This window comes from Alcaligenes nematophilus (assembly GCF_026344155.1).
Classification (GTDB): domain Bacteria; phylum Pseudomonadota; class Gammaproteobacteria; order Burkholderiales; family Burkholderiaceae_B; genus Alcaligenes; species Alcaligenes phenolicus.
Map to the genome: position 1 here is coordinate 141955 of NZ_JAPKMZ010000004.1, position 22478 is coordinate 164432.

The following is a 22478-nucleotide window of genomic DNA, read 5'->3' on the forward strand; positions in this document are numbered from 1 at the left end:
CGGGAAAGACGCTATAGACGCAGTTCTTTGGATAAAAAGGTTTGCACCCGCTGCGGCCTGCCGTCCAGATCCCCAAAGAATACATCCGTGGGCACGTCTTCCAGAATCTGGCCCTGATCCATGAAAACCATCCGATCCGCCACCTTGCGAGCAAAGCCCATCTCATGGGTCACGCACATCATGGTCATCCCCTCTTCCGCCAAACTAACCATTACGTCCAGCACCTCGTTGACCATTTCAGGATCCAGGGCCGAGGTAGGCTCGTCAAACAACATGCAGACCGGATCCATGCACAAGGCCCGCGCAATGGCGACACGTTGTTGCTGCCCGCCCGACAAACTGGCTGGATAACGATCCGCCAGCGCTTTCAGGCCCACCCTGTCCAGGTACAGCAAGGCCCGATCATTCGCTTCGTCCCGCTCCCTGCCCAGCACTTTACGCTGCGCCAAGGTCAGATTGGCCAAGACGTTCAGATGCGGAAACAGCTCGAAGTTCTGAAATACCATCCCGACCCGACTGCGCAAGTCGGGCAGATTCGTTGCCGGATCACCGACAGAAATCCCATCCACAACAATCGTGCCCTGCTGAAACGGTTCCAGACCATTGACGGTTTTCAACAAGGTGGACTTGCCCGAGCCCGAAGGCCCGCACACCACCACGACTTCCTGACGGTCCACCTGGGCCGTGCAGTTCTTGAGCACCTGAAACGTGCCATACCACTTGGAAACACTATCGATACGGATCATTTGCCATCCAGTCGCAGATGTTTGTCATAACGTCGAGCCACACGATTCGCAATCAACTCCAGCGTTGCGCAGATCACGTAGTACATCAGCCCGACAAACAAGAAGATTTCAGTGGGGTGCACCATAACCCGGTTGCTGACCTGGGTGGCCACAAAAGACAGTTCCGCCACGCCAATAACGTAGGCCAGCGACGTATCCTTGATCAAGGCAACCCACTGATTAATAAAAGAAGGCAGCATCACCGGCAAAGCTTGCGGCAGGATGATGGACTTCATGATTTGGGCAGTTTTCAGGCCCAGGGCCTTGCCCGCTTGCCATTGCCCCGCGGGCAAGCTGCTGATGCCCGCAAATACCGAGTGCGCCAGATACGCACCGCCAATCAAGGACAAGGCGCAGACCACGGTAAACAGGCCCGGCACATCCACCTTGAACAGAATGGGCAGCAGAAAATACACCCAGAAAATCAGCATGATCACAGGGATGGCGCGGAAAAAGCCCAGAAACAGCAGCAAAGCGGTATGCGCCACACCACACGTCAAGACCAGGGCCATACCAAAAGCCAGGCCCAGAACGGCCGACAAGCTTGCCGAGAGCACGCTTAGCAAGAGCGTTAACGCAGCACCGCCCAAAGGGCCATGTGGATACGCCCCCACCAGGAAGTACAGCAGGTTGTCATGGATTACATCGAAGTTCATTACAGCCCACCTCGCACTTGCAGACGGTGGCGTTGTAACCACTGCCCACCCACTTCAACCAGCATGACCAGCAAGACATACAACAGCGTTGCAATCCCAAAGGACTGGAAGGTCTTGAAAGTTTCAGTCTCCACCTGACGGGACGCATAAGACAGCTCTGCCAAGCCAATGGCCATGGTCAACGAGGTGTTCTTGATGACATTCATGTACTGCCCGATCAGCGAGGGAAAGGTATTGCGCAAGGCCTGCGGCATCACCACATAGCGCCAGACCTGCATGGAAGACATGCCCAAGGAGGCTGCTGCGGCCCACTGCCCTTTGCGCACTGCCCTAACACCAGAGCGAAATTCTTCTGCAACAAAAGCCGTGGTGTAGATCGTCAAACCTACAAAGGCGGCCAACATCTCGAAACTGGGCCAATGCACATCGAACAAGACCAGTTGCAAGACATGCTGGGTGTTCAACCATTGAACCAGCTCCGGCGGCATCAATGCCGAGGCGCCGAAATACCAGAAAAACAGTTGCACCAACAAGGGCGTATTACGGAACAGACTCAGGTAAGCACGCACCGGCCAGGCCAGCCAGGCAAACGGCGAGAGCCTGGCAATACACACCAGAAAACCCAAAACAGTTGCAGCGAAGGAGACAACTAAAGAGAGCTGGATCGTGACCCAGAACCCTTGAAGCAACCAACCCACATAGTGGGGTGCCAGCCAGAAATCAGAAGACGGCATAGCAAACACCAAAAAGCAGGATCAAGTGATCCCACTGTTAAAAACACAAACAGGAAAAGGCCAGCCTGAACACTCAAGGCTGGCCTGCAAGCAAGTGATGACTTACTGTTGCTGACCGATGCGGTACAAGCGCTCCAGCGGTGTTTTGGACTGAGGGCCAAACCAGACGTCATAAATGGCTTGAGCCTTGCCCTGGCTTTCCAGCTCCAGCAAAGTTTCATCCACAAAGGATTTCAGTGCTGTCTCGCCTTTGGGGATACCAATACCGATCAAGTCCTCGGAAATGCTGAAGGCCGGAATTTCATAGTTTTCCTTGTCCGGCACATTGGCCAGCAAACCAATCAGCTTGGGACCATCCTGAGTAATGGCCTGCACATTGCCGTTACGCAAAGCGGTAAAAGCAAAGGGGGTATCGTCATAGGCAACCAGCTTGGCCTGGGGGTATTTTTCACGCAGAACGATCTCATTGACCGTCCCTTTATCCACACCAATACGCAGCGAGTTCAACTGCTCGGGCGAGGACAAGACGCCTTTTTTAGCCAGAAACTGCTGGCCCGATGCAAAGTACGGAATGCTGAAATCTACCTGTTTGGCACGCTCTTCCGTGATGGTGAAGTTGGCCAAAACCAGATCTACTTTATTGGACGTCAACAGCGGCACACGATTGGCCGGGTTGGTTGGCAAGACTTCCAGCTTCACGCCCAGCTTGTCAGCCAGAGCCTGAGCAAAATCCACATCCAGACCGGTGATCTGGCGGGACTTCTGATCCACAAAACCAAAAGGAGGATTGCTGTCGAAAGACGCTACTTTCAAGACACCCGTTTTCTTGATGTCATCCAGACGATCAGCCTGGGCCACTCCAGCCACCAACGCCAGGGTAAGGGTCGCGGCAATGCTTAAAAACGACTTCATAGTAAAAACATTCCGATAAAAAATGGCACGTCCGATACATACCGTCGTGCCATTCGACCACAGCCGCAAGCTCTTCAAAACGATCAAATTTCCCCATGCTTATAACTAAAAACGCTAAGAGGATGTGCTGTTTTATGCAGGCGCAGAAGCATCGATCATCGAATGCACGCTACTGCTGCTTGGTGGAAATCACCTTTTGGACCGCAAAGCCCTGGGATGCCGCGTAATCCAGCAAGTCACTGACAAGCTGCGGATCAGCCTGTTTTTCTCGGGACAAGACCCAGAGATATTTCCGATCCGGCGTACCGACCAAAGAATACTGGTAATCCCCTTCCAGCTTCATGATCCAGTAGTCACCCCACACCATAGGGAACCAGGACAGCCATTTCGGAGCAAAACGCACTTCCAGTATCGCCGGATCAGCAGGCTCCACACTCGTCGACAAACGCCCCTGCCCGATGGCTTCCTTCACCTCACCGTCCGTACCCTGACAACGATTGGTAACAGTAATCGTCTTGTCCGCTTCCATCACGTAATTAGCTTGCACATCTCCAGCACATTCACGCTGAAAGTTATTGGGTAGACGCGCCTGCTCGTACCAGGTGCCCATGTACTTACTCAGGTCTACATCTTCCTGGGTCGCCAGATCGGCGTTGGAAGAAGCGCAGGCGACCAATAACGCAGACAGCGACAGGAAAAGAATTCTTTTCATCACGAAGTTCTCCTTGTAGGTGACCCAAGATCGAGTTTCTGGAATCGTCCTTTGATAGATCGACCGGTCCAGTTTGCAGCAAGCGCAGCCCTGGCCCTGCTTATGCATCTGGCCAGTCATAGCATCAGGAAAACAGCTTAACCACCTCTTCGCCTGTCATCTCTCGCGTTTTGTTAGCGAAAGCGTAGTTATCAGGCTTGTCATCAATAAAGACCTGCAGCTCGAACGGCCAGCTCCCGCTATCCTTGAACAAGCCAGCAGAAACAGCATGGAAACCACCGGCCTTGAGCTTGTAAAACAAGTGCGTACCGCATACATCACAAAAACTGCGCTCCGCCCACTCCGAAGAGGCATAGGAGCGCACATGCTCCGCGCCTTCGATCACTGGGGCTTCATGGGACTCCAGCGACAAGAAGGGGCCACCTGACCAGCTGCGGCAGATGCCGCAATGGCAAGCGCTGATTGAAGGCTTTTGCTGCTGAAAACTGATCGAGACGGCACCGCACAGACAGTTGCCGTGAATCGTGGATTTATTTTTTGCCATACGAGCCTCTGTAGATAGATGGATAAGCAATTCTAACGGCTGAATCGTCCCGTAATGGAAATTCGATATGAGGCTTTCCCAAGGCCAGGTGCAACAAAACCTGGGCCCCAGAAGCAACACCGCCCGCTACAAAGCGGGCTTATTCGTGCAGTCCGCTATAACGGACCCTTACACATTTACTGCTGCTTGATGCTCATGTTTTCTTCAAGGCTAATGGTGCAAGACTTCCCTTTGCCAATCGTCCTGATACGGCCTTTAATTGTCACCGTGTCACCCATATTGAACACATTCAGTTGCTCAGTGCGGCGGTTGATCAAGGAAGAAAAGACGATAGGCCCGCTGCTGACTCGAACGTCAAACTGCTTGGCACTGCCCCATACTTTTGAGTTCATGCCACTCATGGCCTCGGCCAGTGTATTTTGCTCCATGGTCACCAATTTGCCAGTCACCTCAACGGTTTTCCCACTGTACTTGTTCACAGCACGCGCATGATTGGAACGCATCTCTAAACAAATCTGTGCCGGAGTGTCAGCAATCGGGCCCGCCCCCATCGCTTCATTGACACTGGCAAACGCATCATCAATGCCTTTAGTCATGGAGTTCATCGTTTCACATCCCGCCAAGCCCACTGACAGAGCAGCTATAAATACGATCTTCTTCATTTCCCGCTTCCTTTATTACCAAAAAAAATAAGCGGCGAGTATAGCAGGCAGGGTCAGCCTATTCCGGACAAAAAAGCATAAAGCCAGACGATGGACACTTTAAATAAAACTTAATTAATTTTGAGGAATTTTTCCTACCTATTGCCGTTGGAGACTGGGCTCCGCCCCCCTCAAAAAGCCTCCTCAAAGACAAGCTCTTGCTTTCCGACGTAACGCCCCAAGGTAGGAGCATGATGTGTAAATACACCCACTCAACTTTTCATGTATTTATCAAGATGACAAAAAGCGCTATTAATCCCTCCACCGTATTCAATTCCTTGCAATACGGTTTCAGCCAGGGCCTGGTGGTCACAGGCAACCGCCGTGTCATGCTCTCTGGCCAAGTAGGTGTAGATGCTCAGGAACAAACCGTAGCTGGTGGAATGCGCGAGCAAACAGAAGCCGCCTTGGACAATATTGAACTAGTCCTGGCCGAGGTTGGCGGCAAGATGGATCAGGTAATCATGCTGCGGATTTTCATCCAGGAAGATGCAAGCTCACCACAAGAGCAGGACGACATAGCTGCTGCGCTACTGAAGCGATTTCCCGTCAATCCACCACCCTCTTCCTGGATCTTGATCAGTGGCTTGGCCAAGCCTGAGTGGCTGATCGAGATTGAGGCTGAAGCGATGCTGGATTGATCGCTGCTGTTAAGTCGCCTCCCGTACGGAGTCGACATAAAAAAAGACCTCGGATCTTGACGAGGTCTTTAGGCTCCCTTTTCGCTGGGGAGCTTTTTTTGATTCATAACTCTACAAGCTGTGCATAAAGACTTAAAGAAAGCCTCTGCTTACTCCTCGACAACCGGAGCATCAGCCATCCCTTTTTTCACAGACTCAATACTGTGTTGTGCGCTCTGCTTACTGCTGTAGCCTTCGGAGCTAACGCAAATAATGTTCCCATTCGCGGCCTTGAATCGCCACCGCCATTCACCACTTTTGTCCTTGTAAAGCACAAATTTCATGATGACCCTCTTTAGGTATGAGCGCACGTCGCGCAAACCGTATCCTAAAACTGGAGTTGATCAGCAGGTATTGGGGTTTACGTGGCAGGCCAACAAGTGACTGAATTGCCATCAAACCACACCTCTTTTACTGACAACGCAAGAGATATGCCATCAAGTCAGGCAAGAACCCAAGCAAGGAAAAAAGTGCAACTCATCAGGTTTTGTGTAGTGGACACTTCGACCTGCATTCCTCATCCAAAGCGGCGAACGAATGTCCCGCATTGACCTAACAGAGATCAATACGAGAGCTTGATTTATGCGCTAAGCTTTTCCGACCACGTCGACGGTCTTGCAATCGGCGTGCCGAATGTTCGGAGAGAAAAAAGCATCATGTATTACGGTGAACGTTTCAATGCCTGGTCACATCTGATCGGTGCAGTTCTGGCTGTAGGCGGCGTATCCTGGCTAATTGTCATGGCGAGCTTTACCGGAGACCCCTGGCGCATCACCAGCACGGCCATTTACGGCGCCACACTTATCCTGCTGTACCTGATTTCCACCTTGTACCACTGCTTCAAGGGACGGGCCAAAAACGTCTTCCGCAAGCTGGATCACTTTTCCATCTACCTGTTGATTGCTGGCAGCTACACGCCCTTCTGCCTGGTAACGCTGCGAGGCCCTTGGGGATGGAGCCTGTTCGGTGTGGTCTGGGGTTTGGCACTGATTGGTATTCTCCAAGATATCCGCCCACGTTCGCCGGCACGCATACTATCGCTGGTGATCTATGCCGTGATGGGGTGGATTGTGTTGCTGGCACTGGGTCCGCTGGCAGACAATCTGGGCTCGGAAGGCTTTTCCTGGCTGGCGGCAGGGGGAGCAATTTATACTGCCGGGATCGTGTTCTTTGTGTTTGATGAACGCTTCCGACATTGGCACGGCATTTGGCATTTGTTTGTGCTGGCCGGCAGCGCAGCGCATTTTCTGGCCATCTCCCAGTATGTTGTCATGTAAGACAAAGCACCCCGGGCGCGAACACACAAAAAAGCCTCTACCGAGGCTTTTTTGTCGACTAACATAAGCTCTGTTATATCTGATGAAATCTGATTACATCTAAAGGTAGGGACCTGTGGCGAAGATCTTTTCCTGCTCCTAGAATAAAGCAACGCAACTAGAAGCGAGGCTTGCATGATCACACTAGAGACGGGACTATATCTTCGTGTTCAAGAGCTGAAGGATGGGCCCAAGCCCTCCCCGCTTCAAAGCGGATTCAATATGCAGACCGCTTACCGTGCCCTGGGGATGTTCAACCCGTCAGAGACATCGGACGCCTTCTTTATTTTGGCTAACGACAGGGACGAAATCTGGTTTATCTGTAATCGCCATTTACGAGCCGTTGGGGTCAGCCCTGAACCTAGAGAGCTTAGACGCGCGCTGGATTCAATATAAGCATTAACAGTGCAGGCTATGGCCGTAGAAAACAAAAAATCCCCAAAGCATTGATCTTTGGGGATTTTCTTGGCACAGCTTGGAGCTGTGTGCATGTATTCTGGTAGGCAGTACTGGATTCGAACCAGCGACCTCTACGATGTCAACGTAGCGCTCTAACCAACTGAGCTAACCGCCTGCGGTGAAGAAATGAAATAATAGATCTTCCCTATGGGGCTGTCAACACTATTTTGCGTTTTTCTATAAAAAAGATGATCTTTTTTATATGTCTTAGCTGGAAAAATTGCTCCCCAAGTCCGATAAATCTTGTAATCCATTGTTTTATAAGAATTAAACAAAAAACTGACGAATTTCCATAAATTTATATGCTTCCTGGCAAGGCAGAGCCATGAAACATACAGATACACACAATCTGTCTCCAGCCAGCATCAAGCCACCCCACTGTCGCACGATTTTTCTATTCAAGTTCTTCGCGCAAAAATAAAATGATCGCTTTACGCCTGCAGATCATCGATCTCGTCCGAAACAGATCTGCGGCTGCTACGGGACACCTACGCACATGACTTGCTCTTCTCTCCCGCCTACCCCGACTCAACTACTGGATTTACCCGGCGTTCAGGAAACTACGCTGGAAGCGGTGCTTTATACGCCGCCCAATGACGAGATTTTTGATGAAAACCCTTGCTTAAGCTGCGGCGTGTGCTGTTCGCACTTTCGGGTGTCTTTCTATAGCGGTGAGTTAAGTGGCGAGACTGGCGGTACGGTGCCGGTCGAGTTGACCACCAAGGTTGGGCCGCTGCGCGCCTGTATGAAAGGAACCGAGCAAGGTGAAGGTCGCTGTATTGCCTTGCGTGGCACCTTGGGCCAGCCTGGGATTCATTGCGCTATTTATCCGGATCGCCCTACCCCCTGTCGTGACTACCAAATCTGGGAACTGGATGGCAGCCCAAATGTGGATTGCCAGCGTTTGCGCAGCAAACACGGTTTGCCTTTACTGCCTAACCGCCCACTGCCTGCTCCACCCGCCCTGCCGGAGCATGATGAGGCGGCCTGACACCCGTAGCTGAGCCTCTCTTGGAAAGCCTTCACTGCTGATGCGTGAAGGCTTTTTTGTTGGCTACCAATTGACACATAAAGCTTCTTTCACACGTTCAGAGATATTTTATTGCTTGAATAACTTTGGGCATATCCGTAGATCTCTCATTGTGTTTTTACCTATAGAAACCCCTGCTCCAGAGCTGTAGCCTTGAGGTGTTGGCCATCGCTTTTTTGAACTCTCAAAAACACACGCAAGCTTTATCCAACACCTTAAACATCGTCATAACAATACTGGAGCAAAGAGACATGCGTTTTAGTCGTTCACGTTTAGCAGTTGCCTCATTGGCATGCCTGGCTGGGATCAGTACCATCAGCCCAATAACATTGGCGGCCTCACCTGCCGCCGACCTGCTAGTCGTGAATGGGCGTATTTATACGCAGAACCCGGAACAGGCTTGGGTTGAAGCCATTGCGATACGTGATGGAAAAATTGAAGCCGTGGGCAGTACAGAGCAACTGCAATCCAGACGTGGAGACAAGACTCAGCTGATTGATCTGGGCGGGAAAATGGCTATGCCCGGTATCAATGAAGCACACTCCCATCCTGTATGGGGTGGCCTGAAGCATCTGTTCCAGTGCAACTTCCCTTTCACGGTAACGCCGGATGTATTGGAAGACACCTTGAAAATCTGCGTGGCGCGTAGCGAAACGCTGTGGATTCAGGGAGGCCAATGGGACAGTGATTTCTTCAAGACTCACAAAATTGCTTCGCCGCGCGCATGGCTGGATGCCGTCTCTGGCGACAAGGCTATTGTGTTGACCGACGACACGGGTCACAACGCCTGGGTCAACTCCAAGGCGTTGGGCCTCTTGCAGATTGATGCCAACTTTACGCCTCCTAGCGGCATGACCGTCAAGCACGAGCTTGATAGCCGCGAACCCAACGGGGTTTTAGTCGAGGCCAATAGCTATATCCGTTCTTTTGTACCGGATTGGACGGATGATCAATATCTGAAAGCAGCGCGGTATGCCATCCAGGAGTCCAACCAATTCGGGATTACGGGTTTAAAAGATGCCGATGCCAGCGAGGCTGTTGTGCGCTCGTATTACAACCTGGCCAAACAAGAAGGTTTGAATGCCCATATCGCCACCGCCATCCGTATCTCTGGCAAGGACAGCAAGCATATTTTTGATTTTGCTGAAATTGACCGTATCAGCAAGCAGTATGCCCTCCCTGATCTGAAGACCAACTACGTCAAGATCTATACCGACGGGGTTCCTACCGCGGCACATACAGCCGCCATGTTGGAGCCCTACACGGATACTCACCAGGATGATCCTTTGTCCTTGGGGGCCTTGGTCGTTCCTGAAAATGAACTGGATCGCGTCGTCTCTCACCTGGATGCAGCCGGTTATGGTTTGAAGATGCATACCGCAGGTGATCGGGCTATTCGCGTGGCGTTGAACGCTATTGAAAAAGCGCGCAACGCCGATGGTCCTCAAGGTTTGATGCACGAGCTTGCACACTCGGAGTTTGTGGACGATCAAGACAAACCGCGCTTCAAGGCTCTGAATGTAGCCGCCGACTTTTCTCCCTATATCTGGTACCCCTCCGGTTTGACTGACGCCATCAGCTCGGTAGTGGGTGAGCGCAGCAGGAACATGTTCCAGGCCCGTATGTTGTTGGATCATGACGCCACCATTATTGCCGGCTCGGACTGGCCCTCTGGTGTGAAGGACAACAACCCTTGGCCCGCGATTGAGTCTCTGATGACGCGCGCCAATCCCTTCGGGCAGCGGCAGGGTGAGCAACTGGGCGCTGAACAAGCTTTGAATCTGACCGAAGTACTACAGATTTTTACGCAAAACGGTGCCAAGGCTTTGGGCCGCGAAACAGAAACAGGGTCCTTGGAAGCTGGGAAATCTGCTGATCTGATTGTGCTGGATCGGGACTTATTCAAGATTAAGCCTAGCGAAATCAGCGACACCAAGGTGTTGATGACTATTTTCCAAGGTCGTCTGGTGTACACAGCTGCACAATAAGCTGCCCGGCAGGCTGGCTAAATACGCTACCATGCACGGTTTGTAGGGCCGCCCGGCCCTGCGCTTTCGGGAGTCGAAGCAAATGAAATACCGCAAGCTGGGCAATACGGACCTGGATGTCAGCCTGATTGGCTTGGGCACCATGACATACGGGGAACAGAACAGCGAGGCCGATGCGCACGCTCAACTGGACCTTGCTTTGGAACTGGGTGTGAATCTGGTGGATACCGCCGAGATGTACCCTGTTCCCCCTATGGCGGCTACGCAAGGTTTGACCGAGCAATATATCGGCACCTGGCTGACTAAAACCGGCCGCCGCAAGGACATTGTTCTGGCCAGCAAAATTGCTGGCCCCCAACGTGACCCCAAACGCCCTGGTCATATCCGCAATGGCGGTACCAGCCTGGATCGCAAGAATCTGGAGCAAGCCCTGCATGACAGCCTGCGTCGACTGCAAACGGACTATCTGGACCTGTATCAGCTGCACTGGCCAGATCGCAGCACGGTGACATTTGGGCAGCGCAGCTACCCGTGGAAAGAAGAAGACACTATCCCCATCGAGGAAACCTTGTCGGTACTGGATGACTTTGTGCGTCAAGGCAAGATACGTCACATAGGTGTTTCCAATGAAACGCCTTGGGGTGTTTCGCGATTTCTGGAGCTGTCGCGCTCCCGCTCTCTGCCTTTGATTGCCACGATCCAGAACCCCTACAACCTGCTGAACCGCGTGTTTGAAGAAGGGCTGTCCGAATTCTGCCGTTATGAAGGCCTGGGTCTGCTGGCTTATTCACCTTTGGCGATGGGTGTGTTGACGGGCAAGTATGACAACGGAGCTCGTCCCGAGAAAGGACGGTTGACGCTGTACGACCGTTTCACGCGCTACGATGCTCCCCGCGCTCGTGAGGCCGCGTTAGCCTACAACGAACTGGCTCGCGAATACGGTTTGACGCCTACCCAATTGGCCTTGGCCTGGGTGAACCAGCAAGCCTTTACCAGCAGCAACCTGATCGGTGCGACTACGCTGGAACAACTGCGCGAGAACATCGCCAGTGCAGATGTTCAATTAAGTGATGAGTTAATCGCCAAGATCAACGCTATTCATCACCACACCCCGAACCCAGCGCCTTAACTGGCTTTCACCCCGCCTTGGGCCCAGGCGTCCAAGGCGAGGCACCCCTCTTTTTTCTTTCCCTACCCTGTTCTTGTGCTTGCAGTGTGCTATTTTTTTATTTATGCTCAAAAAAAGCATAACAATAGAGACACGCTTCTTTCGAATCAGAAATTCATATTCCCCATTTTTTTATTCTATTTATGCTCAAAATGAGCATCAAGGATGAACATGATTCAGCATTTCCCTGTGGATGTCTGTCAGCCCGACGCCAAAGACACTTTGAGCCGTCAGATTACCTGGCATGAAGTTCCTTCCAAACTCAATCTGCAAAGCGATAAGGCCGCTTTGAAGCAAGCTCTGGCCAAGCAGTTGAAAGAGCAAGACGCCGTACTGGTGGCCCACTATTACACAGACCCGGATATTCAAGACCTGGCCTTGGAAACCGGTGGCTGCGTGGGCGACTCTTTAGAAATGGCACGCTTTGGGCAGGAACATGAAGCCAGCACGGTCTTGGTAGCCGGCGTGGGCTTTATGGCTGAATCCGCCAAAATTCTGAGCCCTGAAAAGCGCGTACTGGCCGTGCATGACGAGGCGACATGTTCTCTGGATCTAGGTTGTGCCCCCGAGGACTTCAAGCAATTCTGTGCTGCGCATCCGGATCGGGAAGTGGTGGTGTATGCCAATACCAGCGCGGCTGTCAAAGCCCAGGCGGATTGGGTGGTGACGTCCTCCATCGCCCTGGACATCGTGCGGCATTTACATGCCCAAGGGAAAAAAATTCTGTGGGCACCGGATCGTCATTTGGGCTCTTATATCCAAAAACAAACCGGCGCAGACATGCTGCTTTGGCAAGGCTCCTGTCTGGTCCATGACGAATTCAAGGCCGATGGTTTGAAAGCCTTGATGAGCGAACACCCCGATGCCCAGGTGCTGGTGCATCCTGAATCACCCGCTTCTGTTGTTGCGCTGGCAGATGTGGTTGGTTCGACAACGCAGCTACTGCGCGCTGCCATCAATGGTTCTGCCGACACCTTTATCGTCGCTACCGATCAAGGAATCTTGCATGCCATGCGCCAGCAAGCGCCGGGCAAAACCTTTTTGGCCGCCCCTACCGCGGGCGAAAGTGCTACCTGCAAAAGCTGCGCCTTTTGCCCCTGGATGGCCTTGAACAGTCTGGAAGCACTGCATCAACGCTTAAGTCAACCAGGCCCTGGCATTCAAGTAGATCCTGACCTGCGTGAAGGCGCCCGACGTTCCTTGCAACGCATGATGGATTTTGCTGCCGCTCAGCAGAACAATTTGCGCGTTAGTGCTGACCTGGCCGAGCACAGTCAGCAGTTCCAGCATGTAGGAGCTGCTTGATGCAATCAGGCTCGACACAGACGGAGGTGTTAATCATCGGTGCGGGGCTGGCTGGCACCAGTCTGGCTCTATCCTTGCCCTCCACCATGAAAGTGACTCTGCTCAGCAGCGCCCCCGCTCCCTGTGGGGCCAGCCCGATGGCCTTGGGAGGTCTGGCCGCCGTACTCAGTGCCCAGGACAGTCTGGAACAACACATTGAAGACACGCTGGAAGCGGGTGCTCGGCACTCGGATAAAGAAGCGGTGCGCGGGATTTTGCAAGCCGCGCCAGAAGCGGTGCATTGGCTACTGAAAAAGCAGGTTCCTCTGGACAGAACGGAAGATGGCCAATTGCACCTGACTCGCGAGGGTGGGCACAGCCAGCGACGCATCGTACACGCGGCCGATGCCAGTGGTTACGCCATCATGCAGGCTCTGCTGCCCCAAGTGACTCAAGCCTCTCATATCCAGCAGCGTACAGACTGCCTGGCATTAGCCCTGCGCCGCAATGAACAAGGCGCGGTGGCTGGCGTGGATATCTACGACAAGCACACTCGTCGCTACGAAACTATGTTGGCGGATCATGTCGTGTTGGCAACTGGTGGGCTAGGTAGCCTGTACGCGCACAGCACCAATCCCGACAGCGCCTTGGGAGAGGGCATTGCCCTGGCCTGGCGCGCTGATGCGGCGATACGCGATCTGGAGTTTGTGCAGTTTCATCCGACCTGCTTGCATGCGGAGGGTCCCACCTTCTTGCTAACCGAAGCCTTGCGTGGTGAGGGTGGACATCTGTTGGACAAGCAAGGTCGCCGCTTCATGCCGGATTACGACGCCAGAGCGGAGCTGGCTCCACGCGATATTGTGTCGCGTGCTATTGCCGCACAGATGCGGCAAGAAGGTAGCAGCCATGTCTGGCTGGATGTACGCCATCTTGGTGCGGACACTTTGCAGCAGCATTTCCCGAAAGCATTGGAAGAAGGTTTGCGGCGAGGATTGGATTTACGTCAGGATTGGGTGCCGGTAGCACCTGCCGCGCACTACAGCTGCGGAGGGATTGAAACAGACTTGTCAGGCCGCACGACGGTAGCTGGTTTGTACGCCGTGGGTGAAGTGGCCTGCACAGGTTTGCATGGGGCAAATCGATTGGCCAGCAACTCCTTGCTGGAGTGTGTCGTCATGGGGCGGGCGGCTGCCGAGGCGATTGCTGGAAGCAAGAGAAACCAGCGTTCAGCTTTGGCCCCTGAGACAGATGTTGCAAATACAAGTTCGATGTCACGTTCATGTTCATACAAGAACTCCAATCCAAACTCCAGTTCCAGTTCCAGTTCCAGTTCCAGTTCCAGTTCCAGTTCCAGTTCCAGTTCCCAGGCTAGTGTCGGCCCGAATTGGGGTTTGAGTTTGAACGCTAGTTCGCGCTCGACCCCAAACCCAAGACACTCCCTTATGACTGCGGCGGCAGCCAATGCAGTGGAAAACATAATCAACGACAAAGGACGTCACTATGGCAAAAACAATAGCTATAGCAACGGCAACGGCAACGGCAACGGCAACGGCAACGGCAACAGTAAAAACCGCAGCTCATCCACAAACAATCCCCCCTCCCTGCCCGCCTTGCGCAACTTGATGCAAGAGCATGTCGGCCTGTTGCGCAATCGCCAGGGCCTGACCTTCGCCCTGCGCACCCTTGATGATTGGCGCGAACAGATCCGCCAACTCCCCAGCACCCAAGAACAAGCCAGTCTAAGCCTGCATCTGGACACCGCCTGGCTGCTGACTCAGGCTGCCCTGGCTCGTCCACACAGCTTGGGGGCGCATTTCAGGGCCGATTAGGTGCCTACCCTCCATGGGATAGAATAAAAAAATCAAATCAAGAGGCACCTCAACATGCAGGAGCCCATCCGATGGAGGCAATATGCGATTACTCATGGTCGAGGACAATGAGGATTTGGGAGAGGCCATCGCCAGCCGGCTCAGCGCAGGCGGTCATAGCGTGGAGTGGGTCATGAATGGCGAGCAGGCCCTGCGCTATCTTGAAATGGATAATTGGGACGTCCTGCTCTTGGACATCATGCTGCCCGATCAGGACGGCTTCAGTATTTTGCGGCATCTACGTCGGCAAACGCCCAGCTTGCCCGTACTGGTCATGACGGCTCGATCAGAAATCGAGGACCGTGTTTCCATGCTGGACCTGGGGGCGGACGATTATCTGGTCAAACCCTTTGATCTGCGCGAACTGGAAGCACGGCTGCGCGCCCTGATGCGTCGCCCCGCTACCACGCAAGCGGAAATCTGGCAGTTGGGACACGTCAGTATTGATATCGCGGCGCGGCGCATCAATAGCCGGGATCAAACCGTGGAGTTTGGTCAGCGCGAATTCTGCCTGCTGGAATTGCTCCTGAGTCGTGCCGGGCAAGTCGTCACCAAAGAACGGCTGATGATGCAGCTATTCAACTTTGATGAAGACTCCAGTCCCAATGCCGTAGAGCTGCATGTCTCCCGTCTGCGGCGCAAGCTTAGCGATATTGCCATTCGCATCGACACGGTGCGTGGCACCGGCTACATGGCTAGCCTGGGCGATGTCAGCTAATGCGCCGCGCCCTATCCATCCAGCAGCGTGTGCTGGCGCTGGCGGTGTGTCTATTGGCCGCCGCCCTTTTGGCCCTGGGTCTGGCGTCACGCCAATACGCCCAGCGCGCTGCCGATTCCGCTTATGACCGGCTTCTGAAAGCCGCCGCCCTGACCATTGCCAACGCCATTCAAATTGATGAGGGCGAGCTCTCCCTGGAACTGCCCTACTCGGCCATGGCCATGCTGCCCGAACAGGAACACATTTTTTACAGTGTGCGCTCCACCAGTGGGCTGATTTCCGGCTACCCGGACTTGGGAGAGACTCTCCCACCCGCCAACAGTTCTGAACCCCGTTATGACACGATCAGCTATCACGACACGCCCGTGCGGGTCGCCACGATCGGGCGCTTGCTGACGGGCGAGCACTCGCTAGGCCGGGGCTGGATCACCATACGCGTGGCCGAAACCTTGGGAACCCGGCAGGCGCTGGCCGACGAGCTACTGGGCCGCAGTACCTTATCGCTAACGGGCTTGATTTTGCTGGCACTGATGATTACCAGTCTGGGAATACGCCGTGCCTTCGCCCCCTTGGCGGAATTGGAGACCGCGCTTAGGGAGCGCTCTCACGACAACCTGCAGCCCATAGATACGCCAGTACCCAAGGAAATTCGCCGCCTGGTCGACACTCTGAATGCCTTCATGCAGCGTCTGCAAACCGCGGTAGGCACCCTGAACAATCTGGTCGCCGATGCGGCCCATCAGATTCGCACGCCTTTGGCGGCCGTGCACCTGCAAACCCAGCTAGCCATGGATCAGCCCGGCTCGGAGGCCGTACGTCCGCGTCTGCAACGGATTCTGAACAACACCACCCATGCTACCCATTTGCTGAACCAATTGCTGATGGATGCCACGGTCAGCCATCGTCTGGATCGCAGCACCATGCGCCCCTTGGACGTGCCCCCACTGATTCAGGAAATCCAAGGGCGTGTAGACCCGGATCGCGCTCATCGACTGCAAGTCCACATTACTCCTTCGGCGCGGCGTGCCCAGGTCTTGGGCGACCACGTTTCACTGCGAGAAATGCTGCGCAACGTGATCGACAACGCCATGCTCTACAGCGAGGAGCACATTTCGGTACGCATCTATACCCGGCCCAGTGGCTTGGTGGTATTTGATGTTTCTGACCTGGGCCCCGGCATCAGCGACGAGGACAAAACTCGCTTGCTGGAGCGCTTTCAGCGCGGCCCCAGCAGTCAAGGTAGACCAGGCTCGGGCTTGGGGCTGTCGATCGTGCGCACAGTAGTGCAAGCGCATCAGGGAACCCTGCTCTTGCGTGATCACTCGCCGCAAGGGCTGACGGTCCGCATCGAAATCCCGGCGCTGATCCAAGGTCCCAAACCTGCAAACACCCTGCCACAGACGCTGGCGATTCTGGCCTTGGCATTGACGGGCCTGCTTGCAAACCCCGATACCACTCATGCCCAGGACAAAATCGCACGGCCTGATATGGGTATACGCAGTCATGAGTACCCGGCGCTTGCTCCCAAGCAAAAAACAGACGATCAGCCTTTGTTGGTGATCGCGGGTCCTACCGATACGGAGCTGTTTGAAGTGCTGGTCCACGACTTCCAGCAAATCCAGCCTCAGGTCAGCATTCTCTACCACGAAATGGACTCCACGGCCCTGTATCGGCATACCACTGAAGGCAGCCTGCCTGACACGGATTTGCTGATCAGCTCGGCCTCGGACTTGCAGGTCAAGCTGGCTAACGATGGCTACGCTCGCCCCTACTCGTCCAGCCTGACCAACGCCATGCCCAACTGGGCACGCTGGCGCAATGAGGTGTTCGGCTTCACACTGGAACCGGCTGTCATCGCCTACGCCCCGTCCCGTTTACCGCCCGATTTACCCGCCTCCCGCGAGGCCCTGCTCCGACTGCTGGAGCGCAATAGCGGCAGCTTGATGGGACGCGTCGGCACCTACGACATCCAGATCAGTGGCGTGGGCTATCTGTTTGCGCTCTACGACGAGCGCACCTCCTCCACCTTCTGGGGGATGGCCAATGCCCTGGGGCGTGTCGGCACCCGCTTGTATGCCAATACCGGCGCCATTCTGGACGATCTGGACAATGGCACTCTGGATGTGGCCTACAACGTGCTGGGCTCTTATGCCCGAGCCCGTCAAAAAGCCGGTTCGGACATTGCCATTGTCGTTCCCAGCGATTACGTCTCGGTGTTTACCCGCAGCGCCCTGATCCACAAACAGGCTCGTCGACCGGATTTGGCCGCCACTTTTATCGATTATTTGCTCTCGCCCCGTGGACAGCAAACCATTGCGGGTCCGGCTGGATTAGGCCCGCTCAATGCCATCGAAACCGGCAGCTGGTTTACAAAACCCGTTTCAAATCAATCAATTGGAATCGTTCAACCACTTATCCTGAACCCTTCCTTGCTGGTGGGTCTGGACCCCACTCGACGCCAGCGCTTTCTACAAAACTGGCGGCGTCTGGTTACGGACACGCCCACCGGACTAGGGGATGTTCCCTATCAGCAGTGACAGGATGCTGACAGCTAGTGTCAACACAATGGAATGACATTGATCCTAAAAAAGTCCCGCACCATGACGGGACTCCAAACCAAGGAGACTCGAATGTCAGCATTCACCATCCCTAGCCGCCTTAGCCTGCTAGCCCTGTCACTCAGTGCCAGCATGCTTGCCGGTCAAGCGGCCTGGGCACAAGGCGATCAAGCGCAAGCCGCCGAAAAAGAAGGCAAGGTCATCGTCTACTCAACGACCGATACCAAGGCAGCCGCTCCGCTGATTTCCGCCTTTGAAGCGGCCAACCCCAAGATCAAAGTCGAATACCACGACATGAACAGCACCGAGCTGTACAACCGCTACATCAGCGAACAAGCCTCGGGCAGCAATAGTGGTGACGTGGTCTGGAGTTCGTCCATGGATTCGGCCATGCGCCTGGCCACGGACTACGCCGCCAGCTACGCCTCCCCTGAAATTCCCTCCCTGCCCAGCTGGGCCGTTTGGGAAAACAAGGCGTTTGGCACCACCTACGAGCCTACGGTGTTCATCTACAACAACCGTTTGATCAAGCCCGAGGAAGTGCCCAAGACCCACGCCGAACTGGCTAAATTGGTCGAAAGCGACAAGGACCGTTTCCGAAACAAGGTCACCACCTACGACATCGAGAAATCCGCTGTGGGCTATATGCTGGCCGCTCAGGACAGCAAGAAAGGCGACAGCTACTGGGATTTCATCAAGGGCGTAGGCTCGGCCAATCTGGTTCTGCAATCGTCCACCGGCACCATGATGGAGCGCGTCAGCTCGGGTGAAAACCTGATTGGCTACAACTTGCTCGGTTCGTATGCGGAAACCCGCGCCGCCAAGGATAAAGCCATCGGCATTGTGTACCCCTCGGACTACACCCTGGTTCTGTCGCGCGTGGCCTTCATCAGCAACAAAGCACAAAACCCCAATGCCGCCCGTGTCTTTTTGGACTACATGCTATCCAAAGACGGTCAGGACATCCTGGCCAACAAATCGGAACTGGCTTCGATTCGCTCTGACGTGGAAGGCGATAACGACGTGGACGGCCTGACCAAGAAACTGGCGGGTGTGGAACTGACCCCCATCCCGGTGGATTCGTCCCTGCTGGACTTCCTGAAACAAAAGGAACGTCTGGACTTCATCAAGCAATGGCGCGCTGCCGCCAATAAGTAAGACGCTTCGTCTTTGAATCGGGTGGCGGCCCCTGCCGCCACCCCGCCTCTTTTCCGCCTGGAATCCTTATCATGCAAGCCTTACGCCTTCGGTGGCAGGCCTGGCCGCGCCATGTCGTTGTTCTGATAACGGCATTGGCCATTTATGTGCCGCTTAGCCTGATCATCATCCAAAGCCTGCTATCCGCCCCTTTCTTCGCGGCTGACAAGTCTCTGGGGCTGGATGCCTTCCGTTTTATTTTCGACGACCCGGACTTTTACAAAGCCCTGGGTAGCGGTTTCATCATGGCCTTTGGCCTGGCCGGTATCTCGATTCCTTTAGGTGGCATTCTTGCTTTCCTGATGGTGCGTACCGATTTGCCGGGTCGTACCTGGATTGAACCGCTGATTCTGGTCCCCATTTTTGTCTCTCCCATGGTGCTGGGCTTTGGCTACATTGTTGCCGCCGGGCCTGTCGGATTTTTCTCCACCTGGACGCTGGACCTGATCGGTTTTGTGCCCTGGAACATTTATTCCTTCACCAGCATTGTCATCATTGCCGGTCTGACCCACGTTCCACACGCCTACCTGTACATTTCCTCCGCCCTGCGCAGCATGGGTTCGGACGTGGAAGAAGCCGCCCGTAGTGCCGGTGCCAGCCCTTGGCAAGTAATGCGCTCGGTCAGCCTGCCCATGGTTCGCCCGGCCATTCTCTATGCCTGCGTGCTGCTGTTTTTCCTGGGCCTGGAAGTGTTTGGTCTGGTTCTGGTGCTGGGTGATCCCGAGGGCCACCTGGTCCTGGCCACCTACTTGTACAAGCTGACCAACAAGCTGGGCATCCCGTCCTATCACCTGATGGCCGCGGTTGCCGTAATTCTGATCGCCATGACCATTCCTCTGGTGATGCTGCAACGCCGTCTGATGCGTACCGCCAACCGCTTTGTAACCGTCAAGGGCAAGGCTTCCCAAGCTCGCTCGCTGCCACTGGGCCGCTGGCGCTGGGCTGCCGCCACACTGGTCGCACTGTGGCTGTTCTTTACCGTGATCGTGCCGGTTGTCGGCGTGGTGCTGCGTGCCTTTGTGTCCAACTGGGGCATTGGGGTGTCGCTGATGGACGTGCTTTCTCTGGATGCATTCAGACAAGTCTTTGGGCAAGCCAACCTGCTGCGCGCCATTCTGAACTCGATCGCGATTGGTGTGTTTGGGGGTGCCTTGGCAGTGATCTGCTACACCTTTATCGGTTTGGCCATGCACCGCAAGCCAGACGGTATCACCCGCTTCCTGGACTACAGCGTGCTGGTGCCACGTGCGGTGCCCGGTCTGCTGGCCGGTCTGGCCTTCTTGTGGATGTTCCTGTTCGTGCCCATGTGGCTGGACCAGTTTCTGGAAAACGGCTGGCTGTCGGTATTGCCCATGGCGGAATGGCTGCGAGGCTCGGTCGTCGGTCCCATGCGTGCCCTGCGCAGCACCATCTTCAGTGTGTGGCTGGCCTATAGCGTGGTTTGGATGGCGTATGGCTTGCGCCTGATCTCCTCTACTCTGCTGCAAGTAGGTCCTGAACTGGAAGAAGCGGCCCGCAGTACAGGCGCCCGTCCCGGTCAGGTCACACGCCAGATCACCCTGCCTTTGGCAAAATTCGGCCTGATTGGCTCCTGGTTGCTGATGTTCCTGATTTTCGAGCGGGAATACTCCACCGGCGTGTACCTGCTGACACCCGGTACGGAAACCATCGGTTCCATGCTGGTTTCCCTGTGGGCCACCGGTGCCATCGACATTGTGGCTGCCCTGTCCTTTATCAATATCGTTCTGGTGGTCATTGGCCTGACCATCGCATTGCGCTTCGGAGTGAAACTACGATGACCGAGCTGACTGTAGACAATATCCACCTGGCCTACGACCGCAACCCCGTTTTGAAAGGGGTCTCCATGAGCCTGAACAAAGGCGAAGTGGTTTCCCTGCTGGGTGCCTCGGGCAGCGGCAAAACCACCTTGCTGCGCGCCGTTGCCGGGCTGGAACAACCATCCCAGGGCCGCATCGCCATCAATAATGACGTGCTGTACGACTCGCAGGCCCGTATCGACCTGCCCGCCGAAGCCCGCAATCTGGGCCTGGTGTTCCAGTCCTACGCCTTGTGGCCACACATGACGGTGCAGGAGAACGTCGCTTACCCTTTGACGCTGCGCAAGACACCCAAAGCGGAAAGCCGCCAGAAAGTGGACGCCATTCTGGATCAGCTGGGCTTGAAAGGTCTGGGCGAACGCTACCCCAGCCAGCTGTCTGGCGGGCAACAACAACGTGTCGCCATTGCGCGTGCTCTGGTCTATAACCCGCCTGTGATCTTGCTGGACGAGCCGCTGTCCAACCTGGATGCCAAGCTGCGCGAAGAAGCCCGCGTCTTCCTGCGCGAGCTGATTGTGCAGATGGGTTTGTCAGCTTTGATGGTGACCCATGACCAGGCGGAAGCCATGGCGATTTCGGACCGAATCTTGCTGCTGAACGGTGGTGAAATCGAGCAGCAAGGTAGCCCGCAAGAGGTCTACAGCAATCCAAAGACGCTGTACACCGCCGAGTTCATGGGCTCGAACAACCGTCTGCAAGGCAAGGTGACGGAACAACGTGACCAGCAAATTCGCCTAAGTGGGCCCGGCTGGGAATTGTGGGGCCATGCCGCCGCTCCCCTGAACGCTGGCCAGCAAGCCACCGCCGTGATTCGTGTCGAACAAGTGCAGTTGAATGCACAACCCGGCCCCGATACGCTGCAACTACAACTGTCCACCAGCATGTACCTGGGCGACAAGTGGGAGCACGTTTTCCGCATGGCCGACCCGTCTGCCGGCACCTTGCGTGCTTTCGGGCCCGAGCCCCTGCCCAGTGGTGTGCATCACCTGCAATTGCCACCCTCCAAACTGTGGATTTACCCCTCCTGATCCCCAGCCCAAACCGGGAGTTGCCCCCAGCGGCTCCCGGTTTACCCTGATTGCAAACTTTTGTAAGCACAGCTACTGTAGTCGCGTCACTACAGGCGGTATGAAAGAGACCTGTTCAGTCAGGCGCCGACGGAGCAACCACCCCGGAATCTCTCAGGCAAAAGGATCGTACCAGCCCGACACTCTGGAGAGCGGCGTTTGACGCCCACCGAAGGAGCCCAGCCAGACACACAGGTTGGATAAACTCTCAGGTCACAGGACAGATGGGGTATTGCCACTACTCGGTGGTAATTCACCTGTCA

At 54.9% G+C, this 22478-nt stretch carries 20 protein-coding genes, 1 tRNA gene and 2 riboswitches; of the genes, 12 read left to right on the forward strand and 9 right to left on the reverse strand.

Translation table 11 applies throughout. The features are described from left to right. Positions 1-11 precede the first annotated feature (11 nt). The 7 genes from OSH04_RS11900 to OSH04_RS11930 all read right to left on the reverse strand — a co-directional run bounded on the left by OSH04_RS11900 (position 12) and on the right by OSH04_RS11930 (position 5005). Positions 12-746, reverse strand: a complete 735-nt coding sequence (locus OSH04_RS11900; RefSeq protein WP_035267747.1) for an amino acid ABC transporter ATP-binding protein — start codon at positions 744-746, stop codon at positions 12-14. Then, the gene (locus tag OSH04_RS11905; RefSeq protein ID WP_266108532.1) at positions 743-1441 is read right to left on the reverse strand and encodes an amino acid ABC transporter permease; all 699 of its coding nucleotides are present in this window, start codon (positions 1439-1441) and stop codon (positions 743-745) included. The genes OSH04_RS11900 and OSH04_RS11905 overlap by 4 nt, the downstream gene beginning before the upstream one ends. After that, entirely contained in the window at positions 1441-2175 is a 735-nt protein-coding gene (locus tag OSH04_RS11910) for an amino acid ABC transporter permease (protein WP_035268691.1), read from the reverse strand. Before OSH04_RS11910 ends, OSH04_RS11905 begins: the two co-directional genes overlap by 1 nt. Before the next feature lie 102 nt (positions 2176-2277). Beyond that, a complete protein-coding gene (locus tag OSH04_RS11915; protein WP_026482714.1) occupies positions 2278-3087 on the reverse strand; it encodes an ABC transporter substrate-binding protein in 810 nt (269 codons plus the stop codon). Between the two features lie 169 nt (positions 3088-3256). Next, the gene (locus OSH04_RS11920) at positions 3257-3799 is read right to left on the reverse strand and encodes a lipocalin family protein (protein WP_035267754.1); all 543 of its coding nucleotides are present in this window, start codon (positions 3797-3799) and stop codon (positions 3257-3259) included. Between the two features lie 124 nt (positions 3800-3923). Beyond that, a complete protein-coding gene (locus OSH04_RS11925; RefSeq protein WP_035267756.1) occupies positions 3924-4343 on the reverse strand; it encodes a GFA family protein in 420 nt (139 codons plus the stop codon). A gap of 176 nt (positions 4344-4519) precedes the next feature. Next, positions 4520-5005 carry a hypothetical protein gene (locus OSH04_RS11930; protein WP_239055611.1) on the reverse strand — a complete coding sequence of 162 codons (486 nt, stop codon included), beginning with the start codon at positions 5003-5005 and terminating at the stop codon, positions 4520-4522. A gap of 275 nt (positions 5006-5280) precedes the next feature. On the opposite strand from OSH04_RS11930, the gene OSH04_RS11935 reads away from it, so the two are divergent. Continuing rightward, positions 5281-5685, forward strand: coding sequence for a RidA family protein (locus tag OSH04_RS11935; protein ID WP_266108533.1), 405 nt, complete (start codon positions 5281-5283; stop codon positions 5683-5685). Positions 5686-5834: 149 nt separating this feature from the next. Here OSH04_RS11935 and OSH04_RS11940 read toward each other — a convergent pair whose 3' ends face one another. Continuing rightward, positions 5835-6008 (reverse strand): YegP family protein, encoded by a 174-nt coding sequence (locus OSH04_RS11940; RefSeq protein WP_021446666.1) that lies wholly within the window; start codon positions 6006-6008, stop codon positions 5835-5837. Positions 6009-6380: 372 nt separating this feature from the next. Here OSH04_RS11940 and trhA point away from each other — a divergent pair, with 372 nt between their 5' ends. After that, the gene (gene trhA / locus OSH04_RS11945; protein WP_009454498.1) at positions 6381-7001 is read left to right on the forward strand and encodes a PAQR family membrane homeostasis protein TrhA; all 621 of its coding nucleotides are present in this window, start codon (positions 6381-6383) and stop codon (positions 6999-7001) included. A gap of 536 nt (positions 7002-7537) precedes the next feature. Here trhA and OSH04_RS11950 read toward each other — a convergent pair. Beyond that, positions 7538-7614: transfer RNA gene (locus tag OSH04_RS11950), tRNA-Val, on the reverse strand. Positions 7615-8073: 459 nt separating this feature from the next. Between OSH04_RS11950 and OSH04_RS11955 the strand changes: the two genes are divergently transcribed. The 10 genes from OSH04_RS11955 to OSH04_RS12000 all read left to right on the forward strand — a co-directional run bounded on the left by OSH04_RS11955 (position 8074) and on the right by OSH04_RS12000 (position 22176). After that, complete coding sequence (locus OSH04_RS11955) at positions 8074-8490, forward strand: YkgJ family cysteine cluster protein (protein WP_035267876.1); 417 nt, start codon at positions 8074-8076, stop codon at positions 8488-8490. Between the two features lie 290 nt (positions 8491-8780). Further along, complete coding sequence (locus tag OSH04_RS11960; protein WP_266108534.1) at positions 8781-10517, forward strand: amidohydrolase; 1737 nt, start codon at positions 8781-8783, stop codon at positions 10515-10517. A gap of 82 nt (positions 10518-10599) precedes the next feature. Then, entirely contained in the window at positions 10600-11646 is a 1047-nt protein-coding gene (locus OSH04_RS11965; protein WP_266108535.1) for an NADP(H)-dependent aldo-keto reductase, read from the forward strand. A 204-nt stretch (positions 11647-11850) separates the two neighbouring features. Continuing rightward, complete coding sequence (gene nadA, locus OSH04_RS11970) at positions 11851-12990, forward strand: quinolinate synthase NadA (protein ID WP_266108536.1); 1140 nt, start codon at positions 11851-11853, stop codon at positions 12988-12990. Continuing rightward, the gene (gene nadB / locus OSH04_RS11975) at positions 12990-14798 is read left to right on the forward strand and encodes an L-aspartate oxidase (protein WP_266108537.1); all 1809 of its coding nucleotides are present in this window, start codon (positions 12990-12992) and stop codon (positions 14796-14798) included. The genes nadA and nadB overlap by 1 nt, the downstream gene beginning before the upstream one ends. An 82-nt stretch (positions 14799-14880) precedes the next feature. Continuing rightward, positions 14881-15555: a response regulator transcription factor gene (locus OSH04_RS11980; protein ID WP_035267896.1), complete on the forward strand. Its 675-nt coding sequence runs from the start codon at positions 14881-14883 to the stop codon at positions 15553-15555. Next, positions 15555-18092 carry a sensor histidine kinase gene (locus OSH04_RS11985; RefSeq protein ID WP_035267898.1) on the forward strand — a complete coding sequence of 846 codons (2538 nt, stop codon included), beginning with the start codon at positions 15555-15557 and terminating at the stop codon, positions 18090-18092. Before OSH04_RS11980 ends, OSH04_RS11985 begins: the two co-directional genes overlap by 1 nt. A gap of 93 nt (positions 18093-18185) precedes the next feature. Continuing rightward, a complete protein-coding gene (locus tag OSH04_RS11990; protein WP_080747931.1) occupies positions 18186-19271 on the forward strand; it encodes an ABC transporter substrate-binding protein in 1086 nt (361 codons plus the stop codon). Between the two features lie 71 nt (positions 19272-19342). After that, the gene (locus tag OSH04_RS11995; RefSeq protein WP_266108538.1) at positions 19343-21109 is read left to right on the forward strand and encodes an ABC transporter permease; all 1767 of its coding nucleotides are present in this window, start codon (positions 19343-19345) and stop codon (positions 21107-21109) included. Beyond that, positions 21106-22176: an ABC transporter ATP-binding protein gene (locus OSH04_RS12000; RefSeq protein ID WP_083053668.1), complete on the forward strand. Its 1071-nt coding sequence runs from the start codon at positions 21106-21108 to the stop codon at positions 22174-22176. The genes OSH04_RS11995 and OSH04_RS12000 overlap by 4 nt, the downstream gene beginning before the upstream one ends. 91 nt (positions 22177-22267) lie before the next feature. Beyond that, positions 22268-22355, forward strand: a riboswitch (glycine riboswitch). A 4-nt stretch (positions 22356-22359) separates the two neighbouring features. Next, positions 22360-22440: riboswitch (glycine riboswitch) on the forward strand. Positions 22441-22478 lie beyond the last annotated feature (38 nt).